At 56.1% G+C, this 23,465-nt stretch carries 21 protein-coding genes, 1 tRNA gene and 1 pseudogene; 6 read left to right on the top strand and 17 right to left on the bottom strand.

Annotated features, from left to right (window positions below; genetic code table 11):
• A pseudogene (locus HKD21_RS10650) lies at positions 1 to 97 on the top strand (IS5/IS1182 family transposase); the annotation flags it as partial.
• 63 nt (positions 98 to 160) lie between these two features.
• Here HKD21_RS10650 and HKD21_RS10645 read toward each other — a convergent pair.
• Entirely contained in the window at positions 161 to 1,786 is a 1,626-nt protein-coding gene (locus HKD21_RS10645) for an inorganic phosphate transporter (RefSeq protein WP_194255672.1), read from the bottom strand.
• A 351-nt stretch (positions 1,787 to 2,137) separates the two neighbouring features.
• Here HKD21_RS10645 and HKD21_RS10640 point away from each other — a divergent pair, with 351 nt between their 5' ends.
• Both HKD21_RS10640 and HKD21_RS10635 read left to right on the top strand, forming a co-directional pair.
• On the top strand, positions 2,138 to 2,305 hold the full coding sequence (locus HKD21_RS10640; RefSeq protein ID WP_194255671.1) for a hypothetical protein: 168 nt from the start codon (positions 2,138 to 2,140) through the stop codon (positions 2,303 to 2,305).
• 141 nt (positions 2,306 to 2,446) lie between these two features.
• Entirely contained in the window at positions 2,447 to 4,930 is a 2,484-nt protein-coding gene (locus HKD21_RS10635) for a phosphocholine-specific phospholipase C (protein WP_194255670.1), read from the top strand.
• A 13-nt stretch (positions 4,931 to 4,943) separates the two neighbouring features.
• Here HKD21_RS10635 and HKD21_RS10630 read toward each other — a convergent pair whose 3' ends face one another.
• The 11 genes from HKD21_RS10630 to HKD21_RS10580 all read right to left on the bottom strand — a co-directional run bounded on the left by HKD21_RS10630 (position 4,944) and on the right by HKD21_RS10580 (position 17,297).
• A complete protein-coding gene (locus HKD21_RS10630; protein ID WP_194255669.1) occupies positions 4,944 to 5,216 on the bottom strand; it encodes a hypothetical protein in 273 nt (90 codons plus the stop codon).
• Between the two features lie 8 nt (positions 5,217 to 5,224).
• Positions 5,225 to 6,688, bottom strand: a complete 1,464-nt coding sequence (locus HKD21_RS10625) for a PepSY-associated TM helix domain-containing protein (protein ID WP_194255668.1) — start codon at positions 6,686 to 6,688, stop codon at positions 5,225 to 5,227.
• Entirely contained in the window at positions 6,685 to 6,987 is a 303-nt protein-coding gene (locus HKD21_RS10620; protein ID WP_228121341.1) for a hypothetical protein, read from the bottom strand. Before HKD21_RS10620 ends, HKD21_RS10625 begins: the two co-directional genes overlap by 4 nt.
• Complete coding sequence (locus HKD21_RS10615) at positions 6,971 to 9,166, bottom strand: TonB-dependent siderophore receptor (protein WP_194255666.1); 2,196 nt, start codon at positions 9,164 to 9,166, stop codon at positions 6,971 to 6,973. Before HKD21_RS10615 ends, HKD21_RS10620 begins: the two co-directional genes overlap by 17 nt.
• 183 nt (positions 9,167 to 9,349) lie before the next feature.
• Positions 9,350 to 10,123: an SDR family NAD(P)-dependent oxidoreductase gene (locus tag HKD21_RS10610; protein WP_194255665.1), complete on the bottom strand. Its 774-nt coding sequence runs from the start codon at positions 10,121 to 10,123 to the stop codon at positions 9,350 to 9,352.
• A gap of 18 nt (positions 10,124 to 10,141) precedes the next feature.
• Positions 10,142 to 11,245, bottom strand: coding sequence for an ABC transporter ATP-binding protein (locus tag HKD21_RS10605; protein ID WP_194255664.1), 1,104 nt, complete (start codon positions 11,243 to 11,245; stop codon positions 10,142 to 10,144).
• 53 nt (positions 11,246 to 11,298) lie between these two features.
• Positions 11,299 to 12,126, bottom strand: coding sequence for a carbohydrate ABC transporter permease (locus HKD21_RS10600; RefSeq protein ID WP_194255663.1), 828 nt, complete (start codon positions 12,124 to 12,126; stop codon positions 11,299 to 11,301).
• 1 nt (position 12,127) lies between these two features.
• Positions 12,128 to 13,036: a carbohydrate ABC transporter permease gene (locus HKD21_RS10595; protein WP_194255662.1), complete on the bottom strand. Its 909-nt coding sequence runs from the start codon at positions 13,034 to 13,036 to the stop codon at positions 12,128 to 12,130.
• Between the two features lie 26 nt (positions 13,037 to 13,062).
• Positions 13,063 to 14,391 (bottom strand): ABC transporter substrate-binding protein, encoded by a 1,329-nt coding sequence (locus HKD21_RS10590; RefSeq protein ID WP_194255661.1) that lies wholly within the window; start codon positions 14,389 to 14,391, stop codon positions 13,063 to 13,065.
• Positions 14,392 to 14,465: 74 nt separating this feature from the next.
• Positions 14,466 to 16,112, bottom strand: a complete 1,647-nt coding sequence (locus tag HKD21_RS10585) for an FGGY-family carbohydrate kinase (RefSeq protein ID WP_194255686.1) — start codon at positions 16,110 to 16,112, stop codon at positions 14,466 to 14,468.
• A gap of 321 nt (positions 16,113 to 16,433) precedes the next feature.
• The gene (locus HKD21_RS10580; protein ID WP_194255660.1) at positions 16,434 to 17,297 is read right to left on the bottom strand and encodes an N-formylglutamate amidohydrolase; all 864 of its coding nucleotides are present in this window, start codon (positions 17,295 to 17,297) and stop codon (positions 16,434 to 16,436) included.
• 74 nt (positions 17,298 to 17,371) lie between these two features.
• Here HKD21_RS10580 and HKD21_RS10575 point away from each other — a divergent pair.
• Positions 17,372 to 17,446, top strand: a tRNA-Val gene (locus HKD21_RS10575).
• Positions 17,447 to 18,334: 888 nt separating this feature from the next.
• On the opposite strand, the gene HKD21_RS10570 is transcribed toward HKD21_RS10575, so the two are convergent.
• The 5 genes from HKD21_RS10570 to HKD21_RS10550 form a co-directional block, all read right to left on the bottom strand.
• Positions 18,335 to 18,949 (bottom strand): hypothetical protein, encoded by a 615-nt coding sequence (locus HKD21_RS10570; RefSeq protein WP_194255659.1) that lies wholly within the window; start codon positions 18,947 to 18,949, stop codon positions 18,335 to 18,337.
• Positions 18,946 to 20,472 carry a phage fiber-tail adaptor protein gene (locus HKD21_RS10565; RefSeq protein WP_194255658.1) on the bottom strand — a complete coding sequence of 509 codons (1,527 nt, stop codon included), beginning with the start codon at positions 20,470 to 20,472 and terminating at the stop codon, positions 18,946 to 18,948. Before HKD21_RS10565 ends, HKD21_RS10570 begins: the two co-directional genes overlap by 4 nt.
• 88 nt (positions 20,473 to 20,560) lie before the next feature.
• Positions 20,561 to 21,310: a C1 family peptidase gene (locus HKD21_RS10560; protein ID WP_194255657.1), complete on the bottom strand. Its 750-nt coding sequence runs from the start codon at positions 21,308 to 21,310 to the stop codon at positions 20,561 to 20,563.
• An 83-nt stretch (positions 21,311 to 21,393) separates the two neighbouring features.
• Positions 21,394 to 21,744, bottom strand: coding sequence for a hypothetical protein (locus HKD21_RS10555; RefSeq protein ID WP_194255656.1), 351 nt, complete (start codon positions 21,742 to 21,744; stop codon positions 21,394 to 21,396).
• On the bottom strand, positions 21,741 to 22,508 hold the full coding sequence (locus HKD21_RS10550) for a phage antirepressor KilAC domain-containing protein (protein ID WP_228121339.1): 768 nt from the start codon (positions 22,506 to 22,508) through the stop codon (positions 21,741 to 21,743). Before HKD21_RS10550 ends, HKD21_RS10555 begins: the two co-directional genes overlap by 4 nt.
• An 84-nt stretch (positions 22,509 to 22,592) precedes the next feature.
• Here HKD21_RS10550 and HKD21_RS14580 point away from each other — a divergent pair, with 84 nt between their 5' ends.
• Both HKD21_RS14580 and HKD21_RS10540 read left to right on the top strand, forming a co-directional pair.
• Positions 22,593 to 22,793 (top strand): ribbon-helix-helix protein, CopG family, encoded by a 201-nt coding sequence (locus HKD21_RS14580; protein ID WP_194255655.1) that lies wholly within the window; start codon positions 22,593 to 22,595, stop codon positions 22,791 to 22,793.
• A 49-nt stretch (positions 22,794 to 22,842) separates the two neighbouring features.
• A complete protein-coding gene (locus HKD21_RS10540) occupies positions 22,843 to 23,409 on the top strand; it encodes a hypothetical protein (RefSeq protein ID WP_194255654.1) in 567 nt (188 codons plus the stop codon).
• Positions 23,410 to 23,465 lie beyond the last annotated feature (56 nt).

The following is a 23,465-nucleotide window of genomic DNA, read 5'->3' as shown; positions in this document are numbered from 1 at the left end:
CTGGCGACGTGTTGCGACCCGATATGACCGCTGCGCTCATACATTCATGTCCGCAATCCACATCGCAGCAAGCGTCATCTTCTACCTCAAAGAATGAGTCCTGAGCCTAGATTGACAGCCGTGTGCGGAGCTGAAATCCGCACATGGCGTCAGAGGTCAATCAGAAAATCTGGCGAAACAGGACGTACAGGGTGCCTGCAATCGCCATGGCGGCTGGCAGGGTCGTGACCCAGGCCAGAGCCATGGAGCGCAGAGTGGCGCCTTGGATGCCTGAACCGTTGGCCGCCATTGTTCCGGCCACGCCGCCAGACAGGATGTGTGTCGTTGAGACAGGCAGGCCATATCTTTCAGCCAGACCGATGGTCGTCATTGCCACGAGTTCCGCCGAGGCTCCCTCCGCGTAGGTCATATGGGTCTTGCCGATCTTTTCGCCGACAGTCACGACGATGCGCTTCCATCCGACCATCGTGCCAAGGCCCAGCGCAATGGCGACGGAGATCTTGACCCAGAGCGGAATGAAACGCGTGCCGTGGTAAAGTTCGGACTGAAAGGTTTGCAGCGAATTTTTCTCTGCTGGGGTGAAATCCTTTGCCTCTCCCATGACCCGGATGGCGTCTGCGACCAGATACATGTCCGTACGAACGTTCGGAACGGCTGCAGCAGGGACGGCCTTCATGGAACCATAGGTTTTGACCGAGGTAGAGATGTCATTGCTGAGAACGGCCAGAGCATCATAGGTCTGGGGAGTGGTGATGGACTTGGCGCGCAGGCCAGCGCCCACAATCTCACGGGCGCTTTCTGCGGTGAGCGTGGTGGATGGGGTTGGGGTGTGGCTCAGGAAGATCTTTTCGGCATCCGCTGAAGACTGGAAAAAGGCTGGCATGGCGCTTTCCGGCATTGCCCGGTTCAGGGCGTAAGCCGTCGGGGCTGCGCCAATCAGGATCAGCATGATCAGCCCCATGCCTTTCTGACCGTCATTGCCGCCATGAGCGAACGAGACACCGGTGCAGGTAAAGATAAGGAGTGAACGGATCCACAGAGGCGGCGGGGTGTTGCCTTTGGGGGCTTGATAAAGGGCTTTGTTGCGGATCAGAAATTTCATGACGAGAAGCAGGGCCCCGGCCATGAGAAACCCGATGACGGGACTGAACAGTAATGAGGTAAAGACCTTTTCGACCTGGCTCCAGTCAACGCCCTGCGTTGCGGCACCTGTCGGTGACATCAACTGGTTGGCCAGACCGACGCCCATGATCGATCCCACGAGGGCATGGGATGAACTGTTCGGAATGCCGAATGCCCACGTCACAAGATTCCAGACAATGGCGGCAATCAGCAGGGCAAAGATCATGGCGTAGCCCGCGCCACTTCCGGCCTGAAGGATCAGTTCCACCGGTAGAAGGGTAACGATGCTGTAAGCAACTGCGCCGGTTGAGAGTGCAACCCCGAGAAAGTTCCAGAACCCGGACCAGATGACGGCAACGAGCGGGGGTAGGCTGCGTGTGTAGATAACGGTTGCGACTGCGTTGGCCGTGTCGTGGAAGCCGTTAACGAATTCGAAAGCCAGAGCGATAATCAGCGCGATGCCAAGCATCACAAACGTGCCCGTCGCGAGGGCTCCTTCGCCCACGGAATGCATATCCCGCAGGATACTGAATGCGGCAAATCCCAATGCGCCGATCAATACCGTAAAAAAGAGTATAACATGAAGGGGTTTGTTGCCTCCGCTCATGTTGGGACGCGAAGAGGACTGGATTTCCGTGCTGGAGCCTATTGTCGTTTCAGACATCACCGATCCATGAGTTGTTTACCTTTTCGCAATTTATGGCAGTCGGCATGGAGATGCGACTATTGAAACATGACCGTTTTGCGACAGTTGATGCAGCTTAAAATTCTTCTAGTTTATTCTGAGTTGTGACGTGTTATTTTCATATAACGGATAAAATGATTTTTGTTGTTTTGATTTTGACTGATTGGATTGAAACTTTTATTTCAATATCAGAATTGGCTTTTTGTGCGATCGAGGGATGGTCGAAGACCAGATTAATCTGGTCGCAGATCGTTTCCACTTTCTGAAAGCAACTGGAGAGAAGTTTTGGCGTTCTGCTGTGTCAAACCGTACTTTCGAAGGAACACACGTATGCGAAAATCAATCCTGCTTCTTCTGGCGCTTTCGGTGTCCTGCGTCACGCTGACGGCCTGTGAGCAACATCGGACGTTTGGTGAGAAGGTTCGCGATACAGTCGATCCGCCGAAGGGTCCGATTGAAAAGGCAGGGCGTTCGGTTGATCGCTCTCTTGGAAACTGATCCTCACCACGGCTTTTGGTGGTGAAATCTTTATTAAATTACAAAAACGGGGGATGAAGCCGTTCTGTGAAATGTTTAGGACTATCCTGATACACCTTCTTCTGGCGCTACAAACGCTTTCTGGTTTCAGGCAAAGATCACATGTCCTCTCGCAGAACTTTTCTCAAATATGCCCTGTTTGGTGGGGCGGCCGCAGCGACAGAAGGGCTGCCGGCCGCCATCCGCCGCGCTTACGCCATAGCGCCTGATCCGGGAACGACATATCTGAATGCCGAGCATGTTGTTATTCTCATGCAGGAAAACCGGTCCTTCGATCATATGTTTGGTACGCTCGCTGGGGTTCGCGGCTTTAATGACCGGCGCGCTATCCGGCAGAAAAACGGCAATTCCGTTTTCGTACAGTCGGGAAAGGGGGGCGAGACCTATGCGCCCTGGCGTCTCAATATTCATGATACCAAAGTCACATGGATGGGCTCGATCCCGCATTCCCGGGACAGTCAGGTCGATGCCTGGAATGGAGGGCATCATGATGACTGGATTGATGCCAAGCGTCCCTACAAAAAGGACTATAAACAATATCCTCTGACGATGGGTTATTATACCCGTGAGGATCTGCCGTTTTATTATGCATTGGCCGATGCCTTTACGGTATGTGATCAGAATTACTGCGGGGCGATGACAAGTACGACCCCAAATCGTCTGATCTTCTGGACGGGGACTGTGCGGGACCAGCAAAGCGCAACGTCGAATGTGTATATGCGGAATCCGGAAATCCTTGAAGGCGGCATGACCTGGACGACCTTTCCGGAGCGACTGGAAAAGATCGGGGTTTCCTGGAAATTCTATCAGAACGAACTCAGCCAGACGGGAGGGATGTCCTCGGCGGAACGCTCCTGGCTGTCAAATTTCGGATGTAATGTTCTGGAGTGTTTTGACAACTTCAATGTCAGTTCCAATCCGGGGTTTGGAGACTGGATTGATGAGCGGATTCAGGAATGCTCCGACCATATCAATCGGCTTGAGAAACTTGAGATGCTGGTGTCGGGCGAGCACGGCGAGCAGCTTGTCGAGGCAAAGGCTTTGATGGAGGTTCTGCGTCGGCGTCAGAAATCCGCAAAGGGATATGAGGCTCTGACACCTGCGGAGCGCGCGCTTTTCACGAGCGCGTTCGTGACGAATAAGGCTGATCCTGATTATCATTCGCTGGAGACACTGGCGTTTGCGGATGATCCGGACGCGAAGGGTATGAAGGCACCGAAGGGCGATGTGCTGCATCAGTTCCGCACGGATACGCGGACAGGCAATCTCCCCGCCGTTTCGTGGCTCGCAGCACCGGAGCATTTCTCGGATCATCCGACATCTGCCTGGTATGGGGCTTGGTATGTCTCGGAGGTCATGAACATTCTGACCGAAAACCCCGATGTCTGGAAAAAGACCATTTTCATCCTGACCTACGATGAAAATGATGGGTATTTCGACCACGGCTGCTCTTACGCCGCTCCTGATCCTAAGCGCCCTGAAACCGGGCGGTCTTCCGAGACGATTGGGCCGGACGGGTTGGAATATACGACGGCGGATGATGAAATGCGCCTTGGCGTTCCCGAGCGATTGGCCCGTAGCGGCCCTATCGGACTTGGGTTCCGGGTGCCGATGGTGGTTGCCTCTCCCTGGAGCCGTGGCGGACGGGTCAATTCGCAGCTTTTCGACCACAGTTCGACATTGCAGTTTCTCGAACACTTTGTTGAACAAAAATTTGGAACACCTGTTCGTGAGACAAATATTTCTCCCTGGCGTCGTGCAATCTGTGGCGATCTGACGTCCTGCTTTCAGTCCTCTGAAGAGGCTGCACCGTCCCTGAATTATCTGGACCGGAACACGCATCTAAGAGCGATTGAAGATGCGAAAAACCGTCCTTTGCCGGGTGGCTTTCGCTCTCTGTCCGCCTCCGAGACGGCAACGCTGAGGGCGCAGCCGGATCTGTTGCGGGAAACCGTTCGGCAGGAAGCAGGAACCCGCCCCGCCTGTGCGCTGCCGTATGAACTCTATTGCGATGGCGGTGTGGTGGCAGGAGAAGAGCGTGTCGGTCTGAAATTCCGGGCAGGACGTAGCGTTCACGGAGGGCGGTCTGTGGGGGCGCCGTTCAATGTCTATGATTATCGCAATGACGGTCGGGACATGCAGGTGGGAACCTATGCTGTTGCGGCTGGTGATGACATGGACGTGGCACTTCCTGCTGTGGAAGGGCTGTATGATGTGGCGGTTCATGCACCCAATGGCTTTTATCGGGCCTATCGGGGGCATATAGATCGCGTTCTGCTGCGCTCGGCATGTCGCTATGAAAGCGGCGCGAAGGGGAAGGGCGCAGCACTGCTTCTTTCGCTTAGCAATGGCGGCAAGGTTCCAGTGACTATCCAGTGCCACACTGGAGAGACTGCACCGTTGCAAACGATTGTTCTGAAGCCCGGTGTTCATAAGGACATCAGACTGGATCTGTCAGCCACGCATCAGTGGTATGACGTGACGTTGACCTCTCCGGATGACGCCGATTTCAGGCAAGTGCTGGGCGGCCGCATGGAAACAGGGCAGCCCACGATTACCGATCCTGCGGCGGCGTTTTCCAGCTAAGCGTTTTTGAACTTCATGATCGTGAACGCTGTTCCCGCCAGGAGCAGAACAGCGTTGCGATCATGATTTCCGGTCCTGCAAGCAGGATCCATTCGATGATATTCAGAACGATGAAGTCGCTGGAGATGGCTTGAAGCGTGAGGCTGACACTCAAGCTGGCAGCGGCGCAGGATTTCAGAATGGTCCGTTGAAGTTCTGTCAGGCTGTCCCGACACAGGACACGATTGCCGCGTACTGAGGCCATAACGAGCAGCAGCATCGCGCCCTGTCCGAGGAGCAGCGACATGATCCCGTTCATGCCGGGAGGGCCGTTTTTTGCAGAGTGCGAAAGGCTGCAAAAGCGAATGACGCAGACAAGAGCGCGGCCGTTACACTGACGCCAGCCATAACGGATGTGTACCATGACAGGCTGAGCAACGAGACCACAAGGCACGTAACGGCGCTGCCACCTAAAAGCTCTGGCCATGCTCGCTCGGGCCGACGGGCCAGTGCGTAAAGCAGGGTAAGGCCCCAGACGACGAAGAGAATTATCACTTCATACCCGGCTCGGTGCGGCGTCGTAGAGCCGATAAGGCGGTTCGCAATGAAAAAAGATGCGAAAGCGAGAGGCGTACCGGCCAGCATACCGACATTCAGTCGGGCAACGATCCGGTGTCCGTGATGATGGGGACGACGCAGGCGTTTGATCGTCCACAGATGCATGCCGCTGCCGATCAAGGCTGCGAGGGCAAGGCCGGACAGGAAGTAGAGCCAGCGTGTTAGGCCGGGGGCGAAGCGGGCGACATGCAGGCCATACAAGAAGGTATAGGCTTTGAGAACGGGGCGGTGTTCGATGTGCTGTTGGATAATACGCCCTGAAGGACCATCGAATGTGATGATTTGTGAGGACGTGCTGACGGTGTGATCGTTGCCGGCGATCATGGTGACGAGAGAGGCCTGATCGGACGGATTGAATACATAGATCTGTTCCAGTCCCGCGCCGCCGAATTTGCTTTCTGCCTCGCGCAGCATCGGCAGAAAAGATGCGAGATGGGCGGAATGGCCCGTAGCGGGACGGGAATAGAGAGCGGGGTTGAGTTCGGTATAAGACGCCGTCAGGTCATTGCGATAAAGCGCCTGTGTACTCCAGGGCAGGAGCAGAGTGCCGAGTGTGACGGCGCCGGTGAAGGAAATCATCAAGTGAAAGGGCAGGGCTGCGACACCGAGCAGGTTATGCATGTCCAGCCAGCTTCTCTGCCCGCGTGAAGGCCGGAAAGTGAAGAAATCGGCGAAAATGCGTCGGTGGATGATGACACCGGTAATCAGTCCGACAACCAGCGCAAGCGCCGCAAGGGCTGCGATCAATCGGCCCAACGGATAGGGAAGCTGGAGCTCGAAATGGAAGCGGTAGAAGAATTCACCGCCGAGCGTGTCCCGGATGCCGTCCGGGCTGCCGGTAGTGGGGTCAAGGGCACGCTGGATGTAGTTTCCTTTCGCATCCGGCCACAGGGCTGTTGCAAAAGGCTGAAGGGCGTTTGCGCTGGCAACGTACCATGCGCTGGCGGCAGGGGCATTATGGCTCAGCCAGTCCAGCGCCTGCGCATTCACCACAACCGGATCGGAGGCAGTAGCGGGTAATTCTGGTCTGGCCCAGAGATTGATATCCTGTCGGAACACGCTCAGGGCACCGGAGAGGGCAATGGCGAACAGAACCCAGCCTGTTACGAGGCCCAGAGTAGTATGGACGAGGGCCATAGAGGCACGGAAGGTGTTTTTCATGGATGCCAGCCGCTGCTGAAGACAAAAACGGCGAAGACAAAGGTCAGAACACCAGTCATGACGGCCAGTCGTCTGATATTTGGGACCCCGAAGGCCGCGATGAAGACGACTGGCCATAACAGCAGGCCAAGCAGCATCCCGGCCATGGCGTTATCGGCTCTGGAAAGAGGTAACCAGAATGCGATGCACACTCCTCCCAGCGCGGATATGATGTATCCGCCCGGAAGCGCTACGACAAAACGCAGGATCGTATCGTAGCGTCGGGAATGCCCGATCAGCGGTTTACCAGCTGAAGCCAATATTGGCCTGCGCGTTTCGGCGCTCTCCGTAATAGCAAAATTCCTGACCGTAAGAGGCATAGCTCAGGCAGTTGGCGATGAAGTTCTTGTCAAAGAGGTTACGGACGCTCGCGCCGACGTTCCAGCCATGAAGGCTGTGCGACAGGTTGGAGAGGTCATAGCGCACCGACGCGTCGAACACGGCATATTGTGGCACCCAGACACTCCCGTAAGACGCTTCGCCGCCATAGGATTTGTTGGAGTAGCGCATGCCGCCGCCGAAGCCGAGACCCTTCGCCGGACCAGAAGGCATCGTGTAAAAAGCGAATAGCGAGGCGTTGCCTTTTCCGGACTGGATCAGGGGCTTTCCGGTTGAGTCATCGTGGACTTTCTGGATGCTGACAGCCGCGGTCAGCACGAGGTTGTGGAACGGTTCGGCATGGGCTTCAAACTCGAAACCATCCGAATGGACCAGTCCACTTTGAGCGCTGTAGCCCGTGCTGCCGATACCGACGAGAACATTTGTCTGTTCAATATGGAAACCTGCGGCGGTAAGAAGCAGCGATGTGCCCGGAAGCTGGTATTTCAGACCGCCTTCAAGCTGCTTGCCGACAGACGGGCTGGCCTGATGTACGGTCTTTCCACTATCCGTCGATACATTTCCGGACTGAGGCTGGAAGGATGTCGAGTAGCTGATGTAAGGCGAGAGGCCGAAATCGAAATGATACAGGCCAGAAGCGCGCCATGTGATCTGGCTCGGGCTCTGGTTGGTGGTGGTGTGGGACATGTTGTCGGTCTGGTGGGAGCGGTACCAGTCGTTACGCAGGCTCCCGGTCAGGATCAGACGTTTCCAGTGAATTTCGTCCTGACCATAAATGCCAGCCTGATGAGAGTCAGTATTGTAGTTCACCCAAGGACTCAGGGGAGCAATGGCCATCTGATAATCGGGATGGAAAACGTTCATAGGGGGGGCATTGCCAGAAAAGCCGACTTCGGAGGCGCTTTGCTGCATGTAGTCGAAGCCGAACATCATCGTGTGACGCAGCGGTCCGGTCCGGACCTTGCCTTTGAATGCGCTGTCAAAGGTCAGATTATGCGTATGTTCGTTTGTGGCAATGGCTGAGCGGGCCAGCGTATCGTCCTGCCCCGTAACGTAATAGCCGCTGTCATAGACGCTGCGATATTGGGTTTTGATGTCGTCGTAGCGGCCGCGGGTACTGAAGCTCCAGTCATCGTTGAAACGATGATTGAAGATGTAGGTGATGGCGCCGTGGCGGCGGTTGTATTTTTCGAACGATGTATCGCCGTCATAGAAATTGCGCGGCAAATAGCCGAAAGGTGCGCGTTTGAGAGAACCCACCAGCGGAACGCCACCGTAGGTGCCGTTTTCGGGATCGTACTGATAATTGCCCAAGATTGTCAGCGTGGTCGGGCCATCGCCGCCAAACGTGAAGGACGGGCTGATCGAGAAGCGGCGGCTGCCGGTTCGGGCAAGCTGGCTGTGCTGGCCGTTGATGGTGCCGTCGAGGCGGTAGCGGACGAAACCGTTTTTCGTCACGAAGCCGCCGACATCGGCGTCCACGCGATACAGATCGAACATGCCGCCGGTTGCGTTGACGCTGCCATAGGAGCGCTGGTCCGTCGGCAGTCTGCTGGAGAGGGCGACGAGACCACCCGGGCTGGACTGACCGTAAAGGGCAGAGGCCGGGCCTTTGAGAATTTCGATACGATCCAGACGTGACGTGTCGGTCTGGGCGGTAGCGTAACCGGTCGGACTGTCCTGAAGTTTCAGGCCATCGAGGAATGTCGGGGCCGAAAATCCGCGCAGGGCGAACTGGTCATAGCGCGTTCCGACGCCTCCGCCCCGAAGGTCCGCCGTAATGCCTGCGGTGTAGCGGACGGCCTGATTGAGGTTCAGGACGTTGCGGATATCCATTTCGTTGCGGGTGATGACCGTGACCGACTGGGCGGTTTCGACGAGCGGTGTGTCCGATTTGGTTGCGGAGGATGCGATCGTCGAGGCGCGGCGGGCGCGGACCTTGAGCGTCTCTACCGTTTTAGCCTGTGTTCCGGCGGTATCGGTTTTTTTTGTCCCGGAGCGCTGGGGGTGTTCCTGTGTGACATTCTGGTCGGCTGCGAAGACTTCTCCACTCATGACGAGGGAGAGGGGTATCGCGTAAAAAATCCTGTTGCGGTGCATACCCGACCTCAAATGACTGTTCATGCTGGTGCGTGATCAGAGGCTGGTATCGCTATTGCGAGTTAGTTGCAAGTAGAAGGATTTAAAATAAGGCCCTGAAAGATTTTATCATGGAAACGAAGTGTTACGGCCCTTGCGCGGAAGAGAAATCCGGGCAGTTTTCTGCCGCCCGGACCAGCGGATTCACCAGACGGTAAATCCTGCATCCACGTTCACGATTGCGCCCGTCATGAGGCTTGCGGCATCAGAGGCGAGGAACTGCACGACCGAGGCGACTTCATCGGGCTGGCCGACACGTCCCATCGGGGTTCCGGCAAGCCAGGCGTCGTAAAGTTCCGGTTTCTCCATGCCGAAGCGCGTGAGGGTGGTTTCAATATAGGTGGGGGCGACGGCATTGGCGCGGATGCCATGAGGTGCCCATTCGGCGGCCAGCGAGCGGATGTACTGGTGAACACCCGCCTTGGATGCGTTGTAAGCAGCCTGCTGCTGCGGGCGGTTGACGATCAGGCCGGACATGGAGCCGATGGCGACGATCACACCTTTTTTCTGTTCAAGCATGATGCGGCCAGCGGCCTGACAAGAGCGGAACATGCCGTTGAGGTTGATGTCGACCTGTTTGAGCCACTGTCCATCCGTCATGTCCTCGGCTTTGACCTCGGAAATGCAGATCCCCGCACAGGCGACCAGAATGTCCAGACGGCCTTCCTTTTCATGAACGCTGCGCACGGCGTTCTGTACGCTTTCCGTCTTTGTGACGTCCATTGGAACGCTGCTGACGTCATAGCCCTGATCGCGCAGGTCCTTGACGGCCTGCGCTGCGAGGGTTTCGTCGAGGTCCGCGATGACGACGCGGGCGCCAGCTTCGGCAAGGGCCGTGACGCAGGCCAGACCGATGTTCTGCGCACCGCCGGTGACGATGGCGACGCGGTTATCGAGGCGGAGTTTTTCCATGTACATTGTGAATGATCCAGAAAATCAGGCTGCGAGGGGGTGACGGTGACAGGCTTCGAAGGCCAGACCGTCGGGAGCAAAAAGATGACAGTTCCGCGGGGGCAGGGTGAGGCTGACGCGGGTGTCCACCTCCGTGAGCACGGTGCCGTCCGTCTGCACGACGATGATGTCCCCGTCGGGCAGACGGACATGGACGAGGGTGATGGCACCGAGGCGCTCAATGACCTCCACGACGCCACTATTAGGGCCTGAAGACGCCAGTTCGACGTGTTCAGGGCGGATGCCGACCGTCACTTTTGTTCCGGGCAGAAGGCCGGGGGACGTGACTGGGACGTAGAGGCTCGATCCGTCTCGGAGTTGCACGCTTGATCCTGCGGCATCTCCGCCTTGGAAAATAGCCGAGAAGAAGTTCATCGGAGGGGAGCCGATGAAGCGAGCCACGAACAAGTTACGCGGGTGATGGTACAGTTCGAGCGGGGAGCCGATCTGTTCGACCACGCCTTTCTGCAGGACGACGATCTTGTCCGCCATAGTCATGGCTTCGACCTGATCATGCGTCACATAGATCGTAGTGGCGCCGAGCTTGCGATGCAGGGCCGAAAGTTCCACGCGCATCTGGCCGCGCAGAGCTGCATCGAGGTTGGAAAGCGGCTCATCGAACAGGAACACTTTCGGGTTACGCACAATGGCGCGTCCGATGGCGACGCGCTGGCGCTGGCCACCGGAGAGCTGTCCGGGTTTGTGGTTCAGATAGGGTTCGAGCTGGAGCGTGCGGGCGACATGTTCGATTTTTGCACGCCGTTCCGCCTCCGGCATGCCGGAGAGCTTCAGGCCGAATTCCATGTTTTTATAGACGTTCATATGCGGGTAGAGCGCATAGGACTGAAAGACCATGGCCAGACCGCGCTTGCCGGGCTCCACGTCGTTGACGCGCTGGCCGTCAATGAGCAGATCACCGGAGGTGATGTCCTCAAGCCCTGCGATCATGCGCAGGAGCGTGGATTTTCCGCAGCCTGACGGGCCGACGAAGACTACGAATTCGCGTTCTTCGATCGACAGGGAAATGCCCTTGATGATTTCTTCCGTAAGATATGTCTTGCGGAGGTTTTTGAGTTCGACAGTCGCCATGGGTCAGGCCCCGTTCGTGCAGAAAGAGTGAAGGGAGTGAGCCGGGATCAGAGTCATTTGACGGCTCCGAAGGTCAGGCCGCGGACGAGCTGTTTCTGGCTGATCCAGCCGAAAACGAGGATCGGAGCGACGGCAAGGGTTGAGGCTGCCGAGAGCTTGCCGAAAAACAGTCCCTCTGGCGACGAAAAAGACGCGATGAAGGCTGTCAGCGGGGCTGCGTGGGAGGATGTCAGGTTTAGGGACCAGAATGCTTCGTTCCAGCACAGAATGAGCGACAGGAGGGCTGTGGACGCGATGCCGGGTAGGGCAAGCGGCAGGAGCACCATTGTCATTTCCTGCCAGCGTGTAGCGCCGTCCATTCGGCCCGCTTCGAGAATAGGTGCAGGAACCTCGCGGAAGAACGTGTAGAGCATCCATACGATGATCGGCAGGTTCGTGAGCATGTCCACGATCGCAAGGCCCGTGCAGGTGTCGAGCAGATGCGTGTTGCGGGCCAGAATGTAGATCGGCACCAGAACACCCACGGGTGGCAGCATCCGGGTCGAGAGCATCCAGAGCAATGTCCCGCGAGTGCGCTTTGAGGGCATGAACGCCATCGAATAGGCGGCGGGAACAGCCAGCGCGATGGCGACGGCTGTCGCTCCGACCGAGACGATCACGGTATTCAATGCGAAGTGCCAGTAATTGGCGCGTTCAAACACCTCGGCATAGCTGCTGAGCGTCGGCATGAAGAACAGCTTCGGCGGCGTTGAGATGGCCTGAACTTCGCTTTTGAAGCTCGTCAAAATCATCCAGAAAATCGGGAAGAACAGCCAGAGGGCTATGCCCCAACCAAGGATGGTCACGCCGATCTGGGTGCTGGTTTTTGTCTTGAGCGCCATGTCAGGCCTCCAGATTGCGGGCTACGGCGCGCACCAGAAAGATTGCAACGATATTGGCGATGACGATTGCGACGACACCACCCGCTGAAGCGCCACCCACATCGAACTGAAGCAGGGCGCGGGAATAGATCAGATAAGCGAGGTTGGTGGAGGCCACGCCGGGTCCGCCTGCTGTGGTGACAGAGATTTCGGCAAAGATCGTCAGCAGATAGATCGTCTCGATCATGACCACGACGCTGATAGCACGCCCCAGATGCGGCAGGATGATGTAGCGGAAGCGGGCGATCGGCCCTGCACCGTCCATGCGGGCAGCTTCACGCTGCTCACCGTCCAGAGACTGGACCGCCGTCAGCAGAATAAGCACTGCGAAAGGCAGCCATTCCCAGGCGACGATCATCATGACGGTCATGAGCGGAAAGCGTGCCAGCCAGTCGATCGGCGTAAGGCCCACGGCCCGCATCATGGCGGAATAGACGCCGTAAATCGGATGCAGCATCAGGTTCTTCCACAGCAGTGCGGAGACTGTGGGCATGATGAAGAACGGCGAAATGACCATGATGCGGGCGATGCCGCGGCCGAAAAATTCCTGATCGTACAGAACGGCCAACAGGGTCCCGCCGCCAATGCTGATCAGCAGGACTCCAGCAACGAGGACAAGCGTGTTGAGCAGGGCGTGCAGGAAATCAGGGTCGGTCAGCAGGTACCAGTAATTGTCGATCCCCGCGAAGCCATGCAGCGTGGGGTCAACGAGGTTGTAGTTCTGCACCGAGTACCACAGCGTCATGACGAGTGGGACGATCGACCAGACCAGAAGGATCAGAACGGACGGGGAGAGGAGCAGGAATCCTGTCCTCTTCGCGGTCTGTACTGTCGCCCCTGCGGGCGGGCTGTGTTCGAGAACGGCCTGCATGGTATCTTAACCTTGATCGGGCGGCGTTATCGCGCGCGGCCGGACTGACGAAGTGCGCGGGTGATCGAAGCCTGAGCAGATGTCAGCGCCTGATCCACCGTCATCTGGTCGGACAGGGTTGCTGCGACCGTCTGGCCGACCTGAGTGCCGATGGACTGGAACTCGGGGATCGCGACGAACTGAGCGCCTGTGTAGGGGCGGGGCTGTGCGGTCGGACCGTTGGGATCAGCCGTCTTGATGGCGTTCAGGACGAAGGACGCGAAGGGCGCCGCCTTGAGATATTCGGGGGCAGCATAGGTCGAGGCGCGTGTTCCCGGAGGGGCTGCGACCCAGCCTTTCCGTTCAGCCACCAGTTTCACATAATCCTTGGAGGTGGCCCATGCGATGAAGGCTTGTGCGTCCGCGCTCTGATGGGAACTGACGGGCACAGCTAGACTCCAGCTCCATAACCATGTCGGGCCTTTGCCGTAAGGTCCTTTGGGGGCAGGAGCAAAGCCGACCGTGTTTGCAACCTGTGACTGTTTGGGGTCGAACAGCAGGCCACCTGCGACTGTGGAGTCAATCCAGATTCCGCAATGACCGCTGGCGAACAGGGCAAGATTTTCGTTGAAACCATTGGACGTGGCACCCGGAGGACCGTCCGCCTTGAGGGCGGAGACGTACCAGTTCAGGGTCGCTTTCCAGGCGTCGGATGTCAGGGTTGGTTTCCATGACATATCAAACCACTGCGCCCCGAACGTGTTGGCGAGCGAGGAAATATACGCCATGTTTTCGCCCCAGCCAGGCTTGCCACGCAGACAGATGCCATAGACCTGATTGGGCTTGTCCGTGATCTTGTCCGCAAACTGGCGGATCTGGTCGTAGGTGGGCTGCTCAGGCATCGTCAGACCCGCTTTCTGGAACAGGTCCTTGCGGTAATAGGTTATGACGCTCTCGGCATAAAAGGGCAGGGCGTAGAGCTTGCCGTCTGCTGTGAGGCTCTCGCGTACGGACGGCAGGATGTCGTTCATATCATAGGCGTCATCGGGCTTGATTTCGGTGAGCCAGCCCTGTTTGGCCCAGATCGGCACTTCGTAATTGCCGATGGTCACGACATCGAACTGACCGGTTTTCATGGCGATATCGGTCGTGACGCGCTGGCGCAGGACGTTTTCTTCAAGCGTGACCCAGTTCAGGTGAATGTCTGGATGGGCTTTTTCAAATTCCGTCGAAAGCTGGCGCATGACGATCATATCGCCGTTGTTCACGGTGGCAATCGTGAGTGTTCCAGCGGCTTGTGCGCTGGAGAGGACAGAGCCTGCGAGCAGGGCGCCAAGGGTGCAGAGAACTGTACGGGTGGATTTCAGACGAAGCATGGACGTTGGACCTCTGGAAAAGGGTTCTGGCAGATTGCGAACAAAGGACTGAAGAAGAACGGCGGGACCTGTCTTCAGGCGGCGGCCTCCTTTTCCAGAACGTCGCGCATCTGCTGACGCCAGGTGATCTGGTTCGTGAGCATATCGTGCGCGATGCTGCGTTTGGCGGCGTGATATGTGGCGGTGCGAGCGTCGGGGAGGATCTCATCTCCCGCATGGCTCATCCGTGCCATGGCCTGCCGCAGGTCGGGGTAGGCGCCGCTTGCGACTGCTCCAAGAATGGCTGCTCCCAGAAGGACGGAATCAGGTTCTGCGGGAAGCAGGATGCGACACCCGGTTGCATTGGCGTGTTCGCGCAGGAAAACGGGGTTCTTGGTGCTGCCACCGGTCGCAAGGATCGTGTCGATCTGGTAACCCCGCGCATTGAGGGCATCGATGATGTCCTTCGTGCCGTACGCAAGGCCCTGCATTGTTGCGAGGTAGAGGCGCGCAAGATCATCGAGCGTATCAGAGAGCGTCAGTCCGCTGAGCATGCCCTTCAGATCAGGATCGGCATGGGGCGAGCGGTTTCCGTGAAAATCCGGAAAGACATGCAGACTGGACGTGATCGTTCCCGGCAGTGCCTCGGCTTCAAGCGTCTCAATCCGCGCGTTCAGCAGCGCATATACGCTTGTTTCGGCTTTTTCGGCCTCCTGTTTGAGGGAAGGTCCGAGGCGGTGGCTGGAAATGATGAAGTCGATCAATGAGCCTGTTGAGGACTGACCCGCTTCATTGAGCCACATTTCGGGGATCATGGCGTTCCAATAAGGTCCCCAGACACCTGATACGAAGCGTGCTTCTTTCGAAACCGCCATATGGCAGCTCGAGGTTCCGCAGATAAGGGAGATTGAGCGCTCAAGTTGCTCATCTGACAGAGAGCCTTCCGTATTGAGCCCGAACAGGCCAATCCCGCCAGCATGGGCATCAATTGCGGAGACACCGACAGGAATGCCGGGTGTCAGGCCCATCTCAGAAGCAGCTTGAGCGTTCAAGCCGGAATCCAAAGTATTGCCTAACGGACGAATATCATTCCCGATCCGGCTGAAATTGTCAGACGCGAGATCTCCCAGTCCGACAGACTGAAAATACTCTTCGTCCCAGCGGTTTTCGTGAGCGAGGTAGGTCCATTTACAGGCGGTCGAGCAGGCCGAACGGGAGAGGGAGCCTGTTGCGCGCCATGTCAGAAAGTCGGGAAGATCAAAGAAATGGGCGGCCTGATCGTAGATATGGGGAAGGTGGCGCTTCAGCCAGAGCAGCTTCGGCGTTTCCATTTCAAGAGAGATTGTGCCGCCAACATAGCGAAGCACATCATGGCCGCCACGATTGATATCCCGTGCTTCCTCAAGGGCGCGGTGGTCCGCCCAGAGAATGATGTCCTGATCTGGCGCCCCATCAGGATCTATCGACAGGGCCTGACCGTCCTTATCAAGGACAACAAGAGAGCAGGTTGCATCGAAGCCAATTCCGGTAATGCGATAAGGTTCATCAAGCATTGCCAGCGCGTTACGAGTGGCCTCACAAATGGCCGACCAGATATTGGCGGAAGATTGCTGGGCGTAACCAGCACGCGGTGTCCATGTCTGGATCTTCTGGACGAAAGACGCTTTCTTCTGCCCATCGAGGGTGAAGAGACCAGCCCGGGCGCTACCTGTTCCGACATCAATTCCAAAAACCAGATCCATAACGACACCCAGACCATATGAAGCAGAAAGCAGGCATGACGGATCAGTCATGCCGGAGGTTCCATCTGATCCGTATTGTGATTGAACGTCACACTATGACCGCAAGAACTATCTTTATTTATGTTACATATAACGATATTGGTGTCCAGAAGGCTGTGAGATATTTTTTCTCAAAACGGTAAACGTGATGGTTAAAACCGCAGTTTTGAAAATGAGCCTGTTTGCTCAAAGATTTTTATGAGGGGGTTCAAACAGATTGCTTTGTTAATCATTTCACTACTTTGGTAGAAAATTTTTTGAAGTAAAAAATAGGAATTATTTCTATAGGAAGCGAATCGATTCATTTTCTTTGGAAATCCAATTAGAAAAATCGGAAATGAGATTCTTCATATTGAGTTTTGTTTTCTCAAATCCATTCCCGGGATTAAGTGTTGCAGCATTCAAATAAAGTGAACGACATATTTCCAGTTGAATAGCATGAATTTTTTTATCTGGTCTTCCGTAACATTGTGTAATGTATCCGCCTGAATAAGGTGTATTACGCCGTATTGAATACGATTTTCGTTTCAATATATTTTCAATCTCATCGCTTATTTCCGGTCCACAACTTTTTCCATGTATGTCGCCAAGAACAATGTCGCATGAGTGCGCATAAGGTAATTTGGGCATGGAATGCATTTCCAAAAGAATCACATAACCAAAATGCAGTTGAATTTCGTTTAAAATCATAGAAAGTGCTTCATGATAGGGAAGCCATGACATGGAAATTCTTTTCATTATTTCAGAGGTTTCCAAAAGATTACTATATATTTTCTTTCCCTGTGAGATACAGCGAGGGATAACCCCAAATCCTGATTTTACTTTTTCAGTAGAAATAAAATCATTTTTGGGTATTTTTTGCTTGAACATTTCGGGATCTACTTCACGCCAGTCCCGATTTACATCACACCAGGAGCGAGAAAACTCCGCGCTCAATAGGGTCGCTCCAAAATCAGGAGCATCCTCCATCAATTGATCCATAAACCGATCTTCACTCCGCTGCAGTTCGTGAAGAGGCAAAGCTGCAGTGTTAAGAAAATCAGGAGGGTAGTAGCGACCGGAGTGAGGGGAAGATATGACGAGAGGAATGGCGGTATTCCGAGGATAACCTATCTTAAACGACCGCAGAGGCGAAAGAATTTCCATAATTTTTCATATTCTGCCGCAAAGGGGGTTGCAAGGGGCGTCGGGGAGGGCTAAACAGCGCTTCACCGGACCGGGGGCGCATAGCTCAGCGGTAGAGCACTACCTTGACATGGTAGGGGTCACAGGTTCAATCCCTGTTGCGCCCACCACTCGGTCCGGTAAAAAATCCAATAAAATTAATGGTTTCCTATAGTGTCTGGCAGATGGTCGGCAATTCTTGATTGCCGCAGGGTGCCGGTGTGTACCGCTTAGAATCATGCTGCACCGATAAAATCCGTGCAAAATCCGTGCAGGAATTGAACACGCTGCGAATCACCTTGCGGATGCCCGACTGGTCGATCCCACACCATTTAATCCCAGACAATCCAGGGCGAGGACGATCATCAGTTCTTTGCACATGCCCGCACCTGATCGCGCAGGCCGATGTAATCCCCGATCCAGCGGATCGTCTGCGGTTGGGGGTGCGCTGTGATCTCTCCTGCGAAAGCCTATTGGTCAGAGGGCTAGTACGTCACTAGCGTGAGGATGGGGCGTAGCGACCACCCGCTTTGGCAGCAGGGCACTCTGACCAGAATCAACAGAGCTCTCCCTGTTCTCGGCCAGTTAGTAGGACTCGACTGCAGGAGATCGTTGGGCTGAATAGTTGAAGATTAAAAGGGTGGTGCGCATAACGAAATTAGCTTTTTTCTTTTCCTATAGCACCTGACTAGGCATCACAGGGGCGGTACCATGCCGGGGATACTAGCTAATATACCAATCGTAAGCGCACCACTTGTTTTTGAAGGATTCATAAGGTCTCTTGTCATCGCTTTTTCTCCATTGTTAAATGTTTTTATAAACTCATAGAGAGAAAGCGCTAACAATATAGACAGAGCAATCAGAAGACTGCTTGGCAAGTGAATCAATGGCAATAGTACCAAGTGCACCGTCCCTGCGATGCCTAGCCTTTCTCACCCTGGGAACGTAGGTAGGAAAAGACAAATCAATATATGATTGTGATTTGGGAAGGCGTCAAATAATTTTTTATGTGATTTATATTATTCTTTTCTTTGGTAGTAACGCACTCCGACGAAGGCATGAATGGGCGCCGAGCAATCATTGTTGCCATAGAAAGAAGTCAGCAATTTCACACGAGCCGACAATGCCTCCCTACTTACCTCAATCCGCTCAGCTACCCGCTCCCGCACGGCATCGTTCTGCCCCAGTAGCGCCCCGGCATAACCGACCTCTCGCCCAGCCTCGGCATCAGCCAGAGCTGACAGCGGCACGAACTGAACCGGGACATTCATCGTCTGGCCTTTCGTCCGGCTGGCATCGGCCTGAAGCCCGAAGACCGGCAGGGCGGATGATGCCGAGACGGAGAACGATCCCGACTGGCTGAAGGTGCCGGACAGATCCATCGTCACCGGCCCCGCAATCATTGCCACGACCGGATCTGACGTCTGCTGCGCGCACTGGAGCGCCCGGACGTTCGCATCGAACCGGGCGGCCTGATCGGCGGTCCAGTGCTGCACGCCTGAGACGCTCACAACGCCCGCCTTCGTCAGATCCGCCTGGACGCCGGCAATGGCCTGGCTGATCGTGACGGGTGACACGGATCCGGCAGAACAGCCAGAGAGGGCCAGAAGCCCGCAAAGCATCAGCGTCCTCATACCAGCGCCTCCCCACTCAAACCCGTCCAGGCCTTTGCGTTCGGGTTCCACATCGCCATGACGCCTTGAGCGCCGGAGCCTATGGCCTTGTCCGTCACAACGGCGCGCTGCCATGCCGCCGGCGATGCGGGAAGCGTGGCGAAAGTATAGGCCGTCAGAACAAGCGGTTCGTTCGCAAACGTCGCGACATTCTTCTCCGACGAAAACGCCACCAGCGGTGTGGTCTGCCAGTTGGAATTGTCGGATGTGCCCGCAAACAGCTTCAGGTCTTTCGCCCATCCGGCTGCGCCCGATGTGTCTCCGACAAATTTCCAGTAAGCGAGATTGGAATCGCTGTTCACAAACATGAACCCGGCAGCGCCATACTTGGCGTCGATGCCCCACCAATCGGTGGTCATTGTCTGCGTTCCGTCCTGATAGCGCACGGCCCATAGACTGGCTCCGTAACCATCCTGACCATACAGGGACAGCTTGGCCAGATTGTTGTTCAGCGATTTAATCACGTAGGCGTTTGAGCTGTACATGCCCGCGATGAGTCCCACCTGCATGATGGGGCCAGAGGTTGGGCTGTCACTGAGCGTATAGAGACCGCCACTGTTCGCGGTCGATGATTCCGACCTGACGATGGAAGGGATCGTTTTCGAGACGTCCACCGAGAGCGGGAAATACTCAGCCCCGTTCGCCGCCGTATAACCGAGGGCTGTGGTGATTGCCGCTGCCGACAGTTTGGCTTCTGTTCCCGTTGCTCCGGGCGGAACCTCGAACGTCGCAGGCGCGGTTGTAGTCCCATCAGTGAGGGTTGCGGTCAGCGTGACGGTAGAGGGTTGACCGGCTACGACGGCACCCTGCGTCACGTTGATCGCCTTGATCCCAACGCCCTGAGCGCCGCCAGAAGACAGGGCTGCAATCCATTGCCCGATGGTCTGGACCTTGGCGCCTGACGTGACATCCAGCCCGGAGCCATCGCCGGAATACGTCCCGGCCGTCACGCTCTCGAAGGACGGCGTGCCAACGGGGGCCGCGTCTTCCGTGGCCATGACGACGCGGCCGTTCGACGAATAGCTCGAGGGCAGCGCCTCGATGCCAGCAATCAGCACCTTGCCGTTCGTCAGGGTATCGACCGGGAAGTCACCGCCTGGCGCGGTCGCGGCGGTCAGGGTCGTGATCTGAAGGACAGCCATCACGGAATAGACGCGGCCCTGCTGGGTCGTGATTTCAAAGAGGATCTTCTGCGCCGTGTTCGGCTGGCCGCTGGCAAGGAACGCCACGACCATCGTCCCGGCCACGGCAGACCACATGACCTTGAGGTCATATTGCCCACCCGTGGCCGTTGTGACGACGGCGGAGCGGATCGCGGTCAGCGTATCGCCCGTTCCCGCCAGCAGGGTGGAGAAATCCAGCACATAGTCCAGACAGTCGGCCGAGGCCTTTGGCGTCCATATCACCTGGGCGAACAGACCAGTGCAGGACTGGAGCGTCACCGTCCGCAACGGAGAGGGCGTCAGATTGTGAACCGTGGTCATGCGGCCCTCACTTCTGGAGATATTGCGACGCGAAAGCCTTTCTTGGCCTTTCGCATAGTGGGAAAGAGGCGCGGATTTCTTTCGTTATTCACGCGGCCCTCACTTCCGCCAGAAGGGCGTCGAAGTCCTCACCGGTCGGAGCCTTGCCGGGGATGCCCAGCCAGTTCTCGCGCGACAGCAGGCCGTAAGCCTCATCCGCAATCCGCGTGAAGGTGCCCCATGGCATAAAGGTCCGCGTACCCCAGGTGTTGAAGAACACGCCGTCCGGGTTGTAACCCACGAGCGCGATGGCATGTCCGCCCGCAGGCGTATGATCGGAGATCGCCTCCCAGTCCCAGGTCTCGCCAAGTCCCAGATCGAGGAAGCCTTGCGGCACCTGCACACCCGCCAGCACGCCGCCCAGATAGGCGATGGCACGACGGATGCCCACGACATCGGTCGGCGCGATCGAGCCGTAGGCGGTCAGGTAATCGCGGGTCTGTCCCGGCCGCAGGAGGCCGTCACGACGCCAGGCGTTCAGCTCGTCCAGCAGGATGGTGCCGTCATCATTGGCCCCGGTCGCCGGATCGAAGCCCGTCAGCGCTGCATAATTCGCCAACACCGTTTCGGTCGACAGCATCACAAGGCTCTGCGCGGCCTTCGTCCAGGTCGCTACCAGCGCGGCGTGCGCGGCGAACGCGCAGCAGCCGAAGCGGTCATTGCCCCACATCTGATAGGGCACGTTCTGCGACCAGTCCCGCGCTGCGGGCACGGCCGGCAGACGCACGGCCAGCACCCGGCCGAGGCGATAGGTGCGCGGGTCATGTTTCGGGGCGCGCTTGCCCAGTTTATAGATCATGGATTTTCCAATAAAAAAGCCGCCCGGTGAGGGGCGGCTTGGATGGTCAGGCGCAGAGCGCCCCGAAGGGCGGCTCTCCGTAGTCAGGCGCGTTCCAACGCCCGCACTGCACTCTTTCCTGCTTTCTCCGAAGCCGGAGAGAATATGGGCACATACCGCCCGAGCACCTTTACCTGTAAAAATTCCGGCACTCGAGGCGAGTAAAAGCCAGACACATACGGAATGAGAGCGCAGCGAATGCGGGCCAGCCGTGCCCGGTCCTCTGGATGGTTTTTCGCGATGGGCGCGACATAGATCTCGCCTTTCGTCCCAATGACCACGGCTTCCGTTCCCGGTTCGAGATCGTAGTCCGTTGCGTCAAAGCACAGCATCTCACCCTCGACCATGACCGCGCCTGTAACCCGTGCGTCCTGCCGGGTGGCCAGCGCGTTCATGACGCTGGCTCCGGCTTCTTGGCGAAAGGGCGCGCCTCCATCTGCATCAGGTCCGGATCAATCTTCGCACCCGGCACGATCTGAGCCAGTTTTGCGAGACCCTTAGGCAGAACTTTCACCGTATCGCGGGTCTTTTCCTCGCCGTTCGGGCCCGTGTAGGTGGCGATCTTGTGCCAGAGATACCCGGCGTCGATTTTGGCTTGATAGGCCAGCCAGTTCTTGCCGTTGTTCCGGCGATAGATCCACTGCGACGTGGCCATGAACGCAATCAGCGCCTTGGGCTTCACTTGCAGGATCTTAGCCGCTTCCGTCAGGCCGTATGATCCGTCTGCCGTGCTGATGCGGTCGAGGGCGGCGGCTTTTGGTGTGACAACTGCAAGAGCCTTGTCTTGTGCCTCAATCTTCTCCTGCTGGTCGGCTGCTAGAAGCAGGGCCTCACGGAAGGAGGCCGGGACTGCCTGTCCGACGGCGGCGCGTGTCTCCAACTCCATCCAGCGATCAATTACCTTGGCGCGCAGTTCAGGGCTATAGCCAGACACCACAACCATCGTGTTGCGGTAGTCGAGTAGAATTTCCGTGTAGGTCTGCCCATTTTGCGAATGGACGTAAGGGGTGTCGTTTCCAGAAACGACACCCCTTTTTATGAGGGAGCGAACTGTTTTCAACACATTGTCATGACCGCTTCCCGTTAGCTCCGCGATCTCGCGGCTGGACATGGTCTTTGTCGTCGAATTTGTGATATCGAGCATATTAGCTGCCGACATGGGATATAGCCCCTTGCTGGTGGTTAGGGGGCGAAGCGAGATGGCCGTCTTGCTTCGCCTTGCTTATATGGGTATACCGTAATTATGAGCAATGCAATATCGGTGCACCAAAAAAAGAAGAGAGGTCGTCCGCCCGAAAATGGCAGAGACCCGCTGATATCCACGCGAATGCCAGAACAGGACGTCGCGGCTCTCGAGGCATGGGCGGCTGCTCATAATTTATCCCGATCCGAAGCCATCCGCCGCCTAATCCAAAAAGGACTAGACTCCGAAAAGGACGCCTAGCCCGCCCTTTCGTTCTCCGGCATGTTGCGGTGTATACGTGGAGGGACAAATGGCTGCATTATTCCGAATAAGACTAAAGATTTATCTTATTTGTATTTTGGTGCTGACGACTGCACCGAAGCATGTAAACGCATCGGACGCCGTTGCTAAAGATGAACAGTGGGGAATGGCTGTTAACGTTCACGATATGAATGGGTGTCAGGCAAACATCGATATCGACCAACAGAAGTTCTCCGCTCAGCTTCCAGAGATGATCGAGTCCGGTTTGTTTAACAAACGGCTAGATCCTGAAGCTGGGAATAGTGCCTTCCATTACTTGGCTAATATTTTTTCTGTTGAACTTTTCAAAGAAATTATTCCAAAAGTAATGCGTTCTGTAAAAAATGAATCTTGCCACTTCTCTTATTCTTACATTTCTACCGATCAGTATGGTAACGATGACAAGAAACCAATGTTTTCGTTCGATTTTAGCCAATCTACCTATCAAAAAATTAATTGGGATCGTTTTGACCCTGATAATGTACGCACAGTGTCAAAACAATTTTCAGTTTCCCCCGAATTTAATGAATTGGTTCAACAAGAAAGCTTCTCTGTCTTAATAATGCTAAAAAATTAATTTTTCATACTTAGATAATTTAGCAGTAAAAAGGATTGAGCCAACTCCGCTCTGGC

The sequence above is a fragment of the Gluconobacter cerevisiae genome (genome assembly GCF_015244675.1).
Classification (GTDB): domain Bacteria; phylum Pseudomonadota; class Alphaproteobacteria; order Acetobacterales; family Acetobacteraceae; genus Gluconobacter; species Gluconobacter cerevisiae.
Note: the sequence above shows the minus strand (reverse complement) of the source record. Positions and strands in the feature narration are given on the sequence as shown.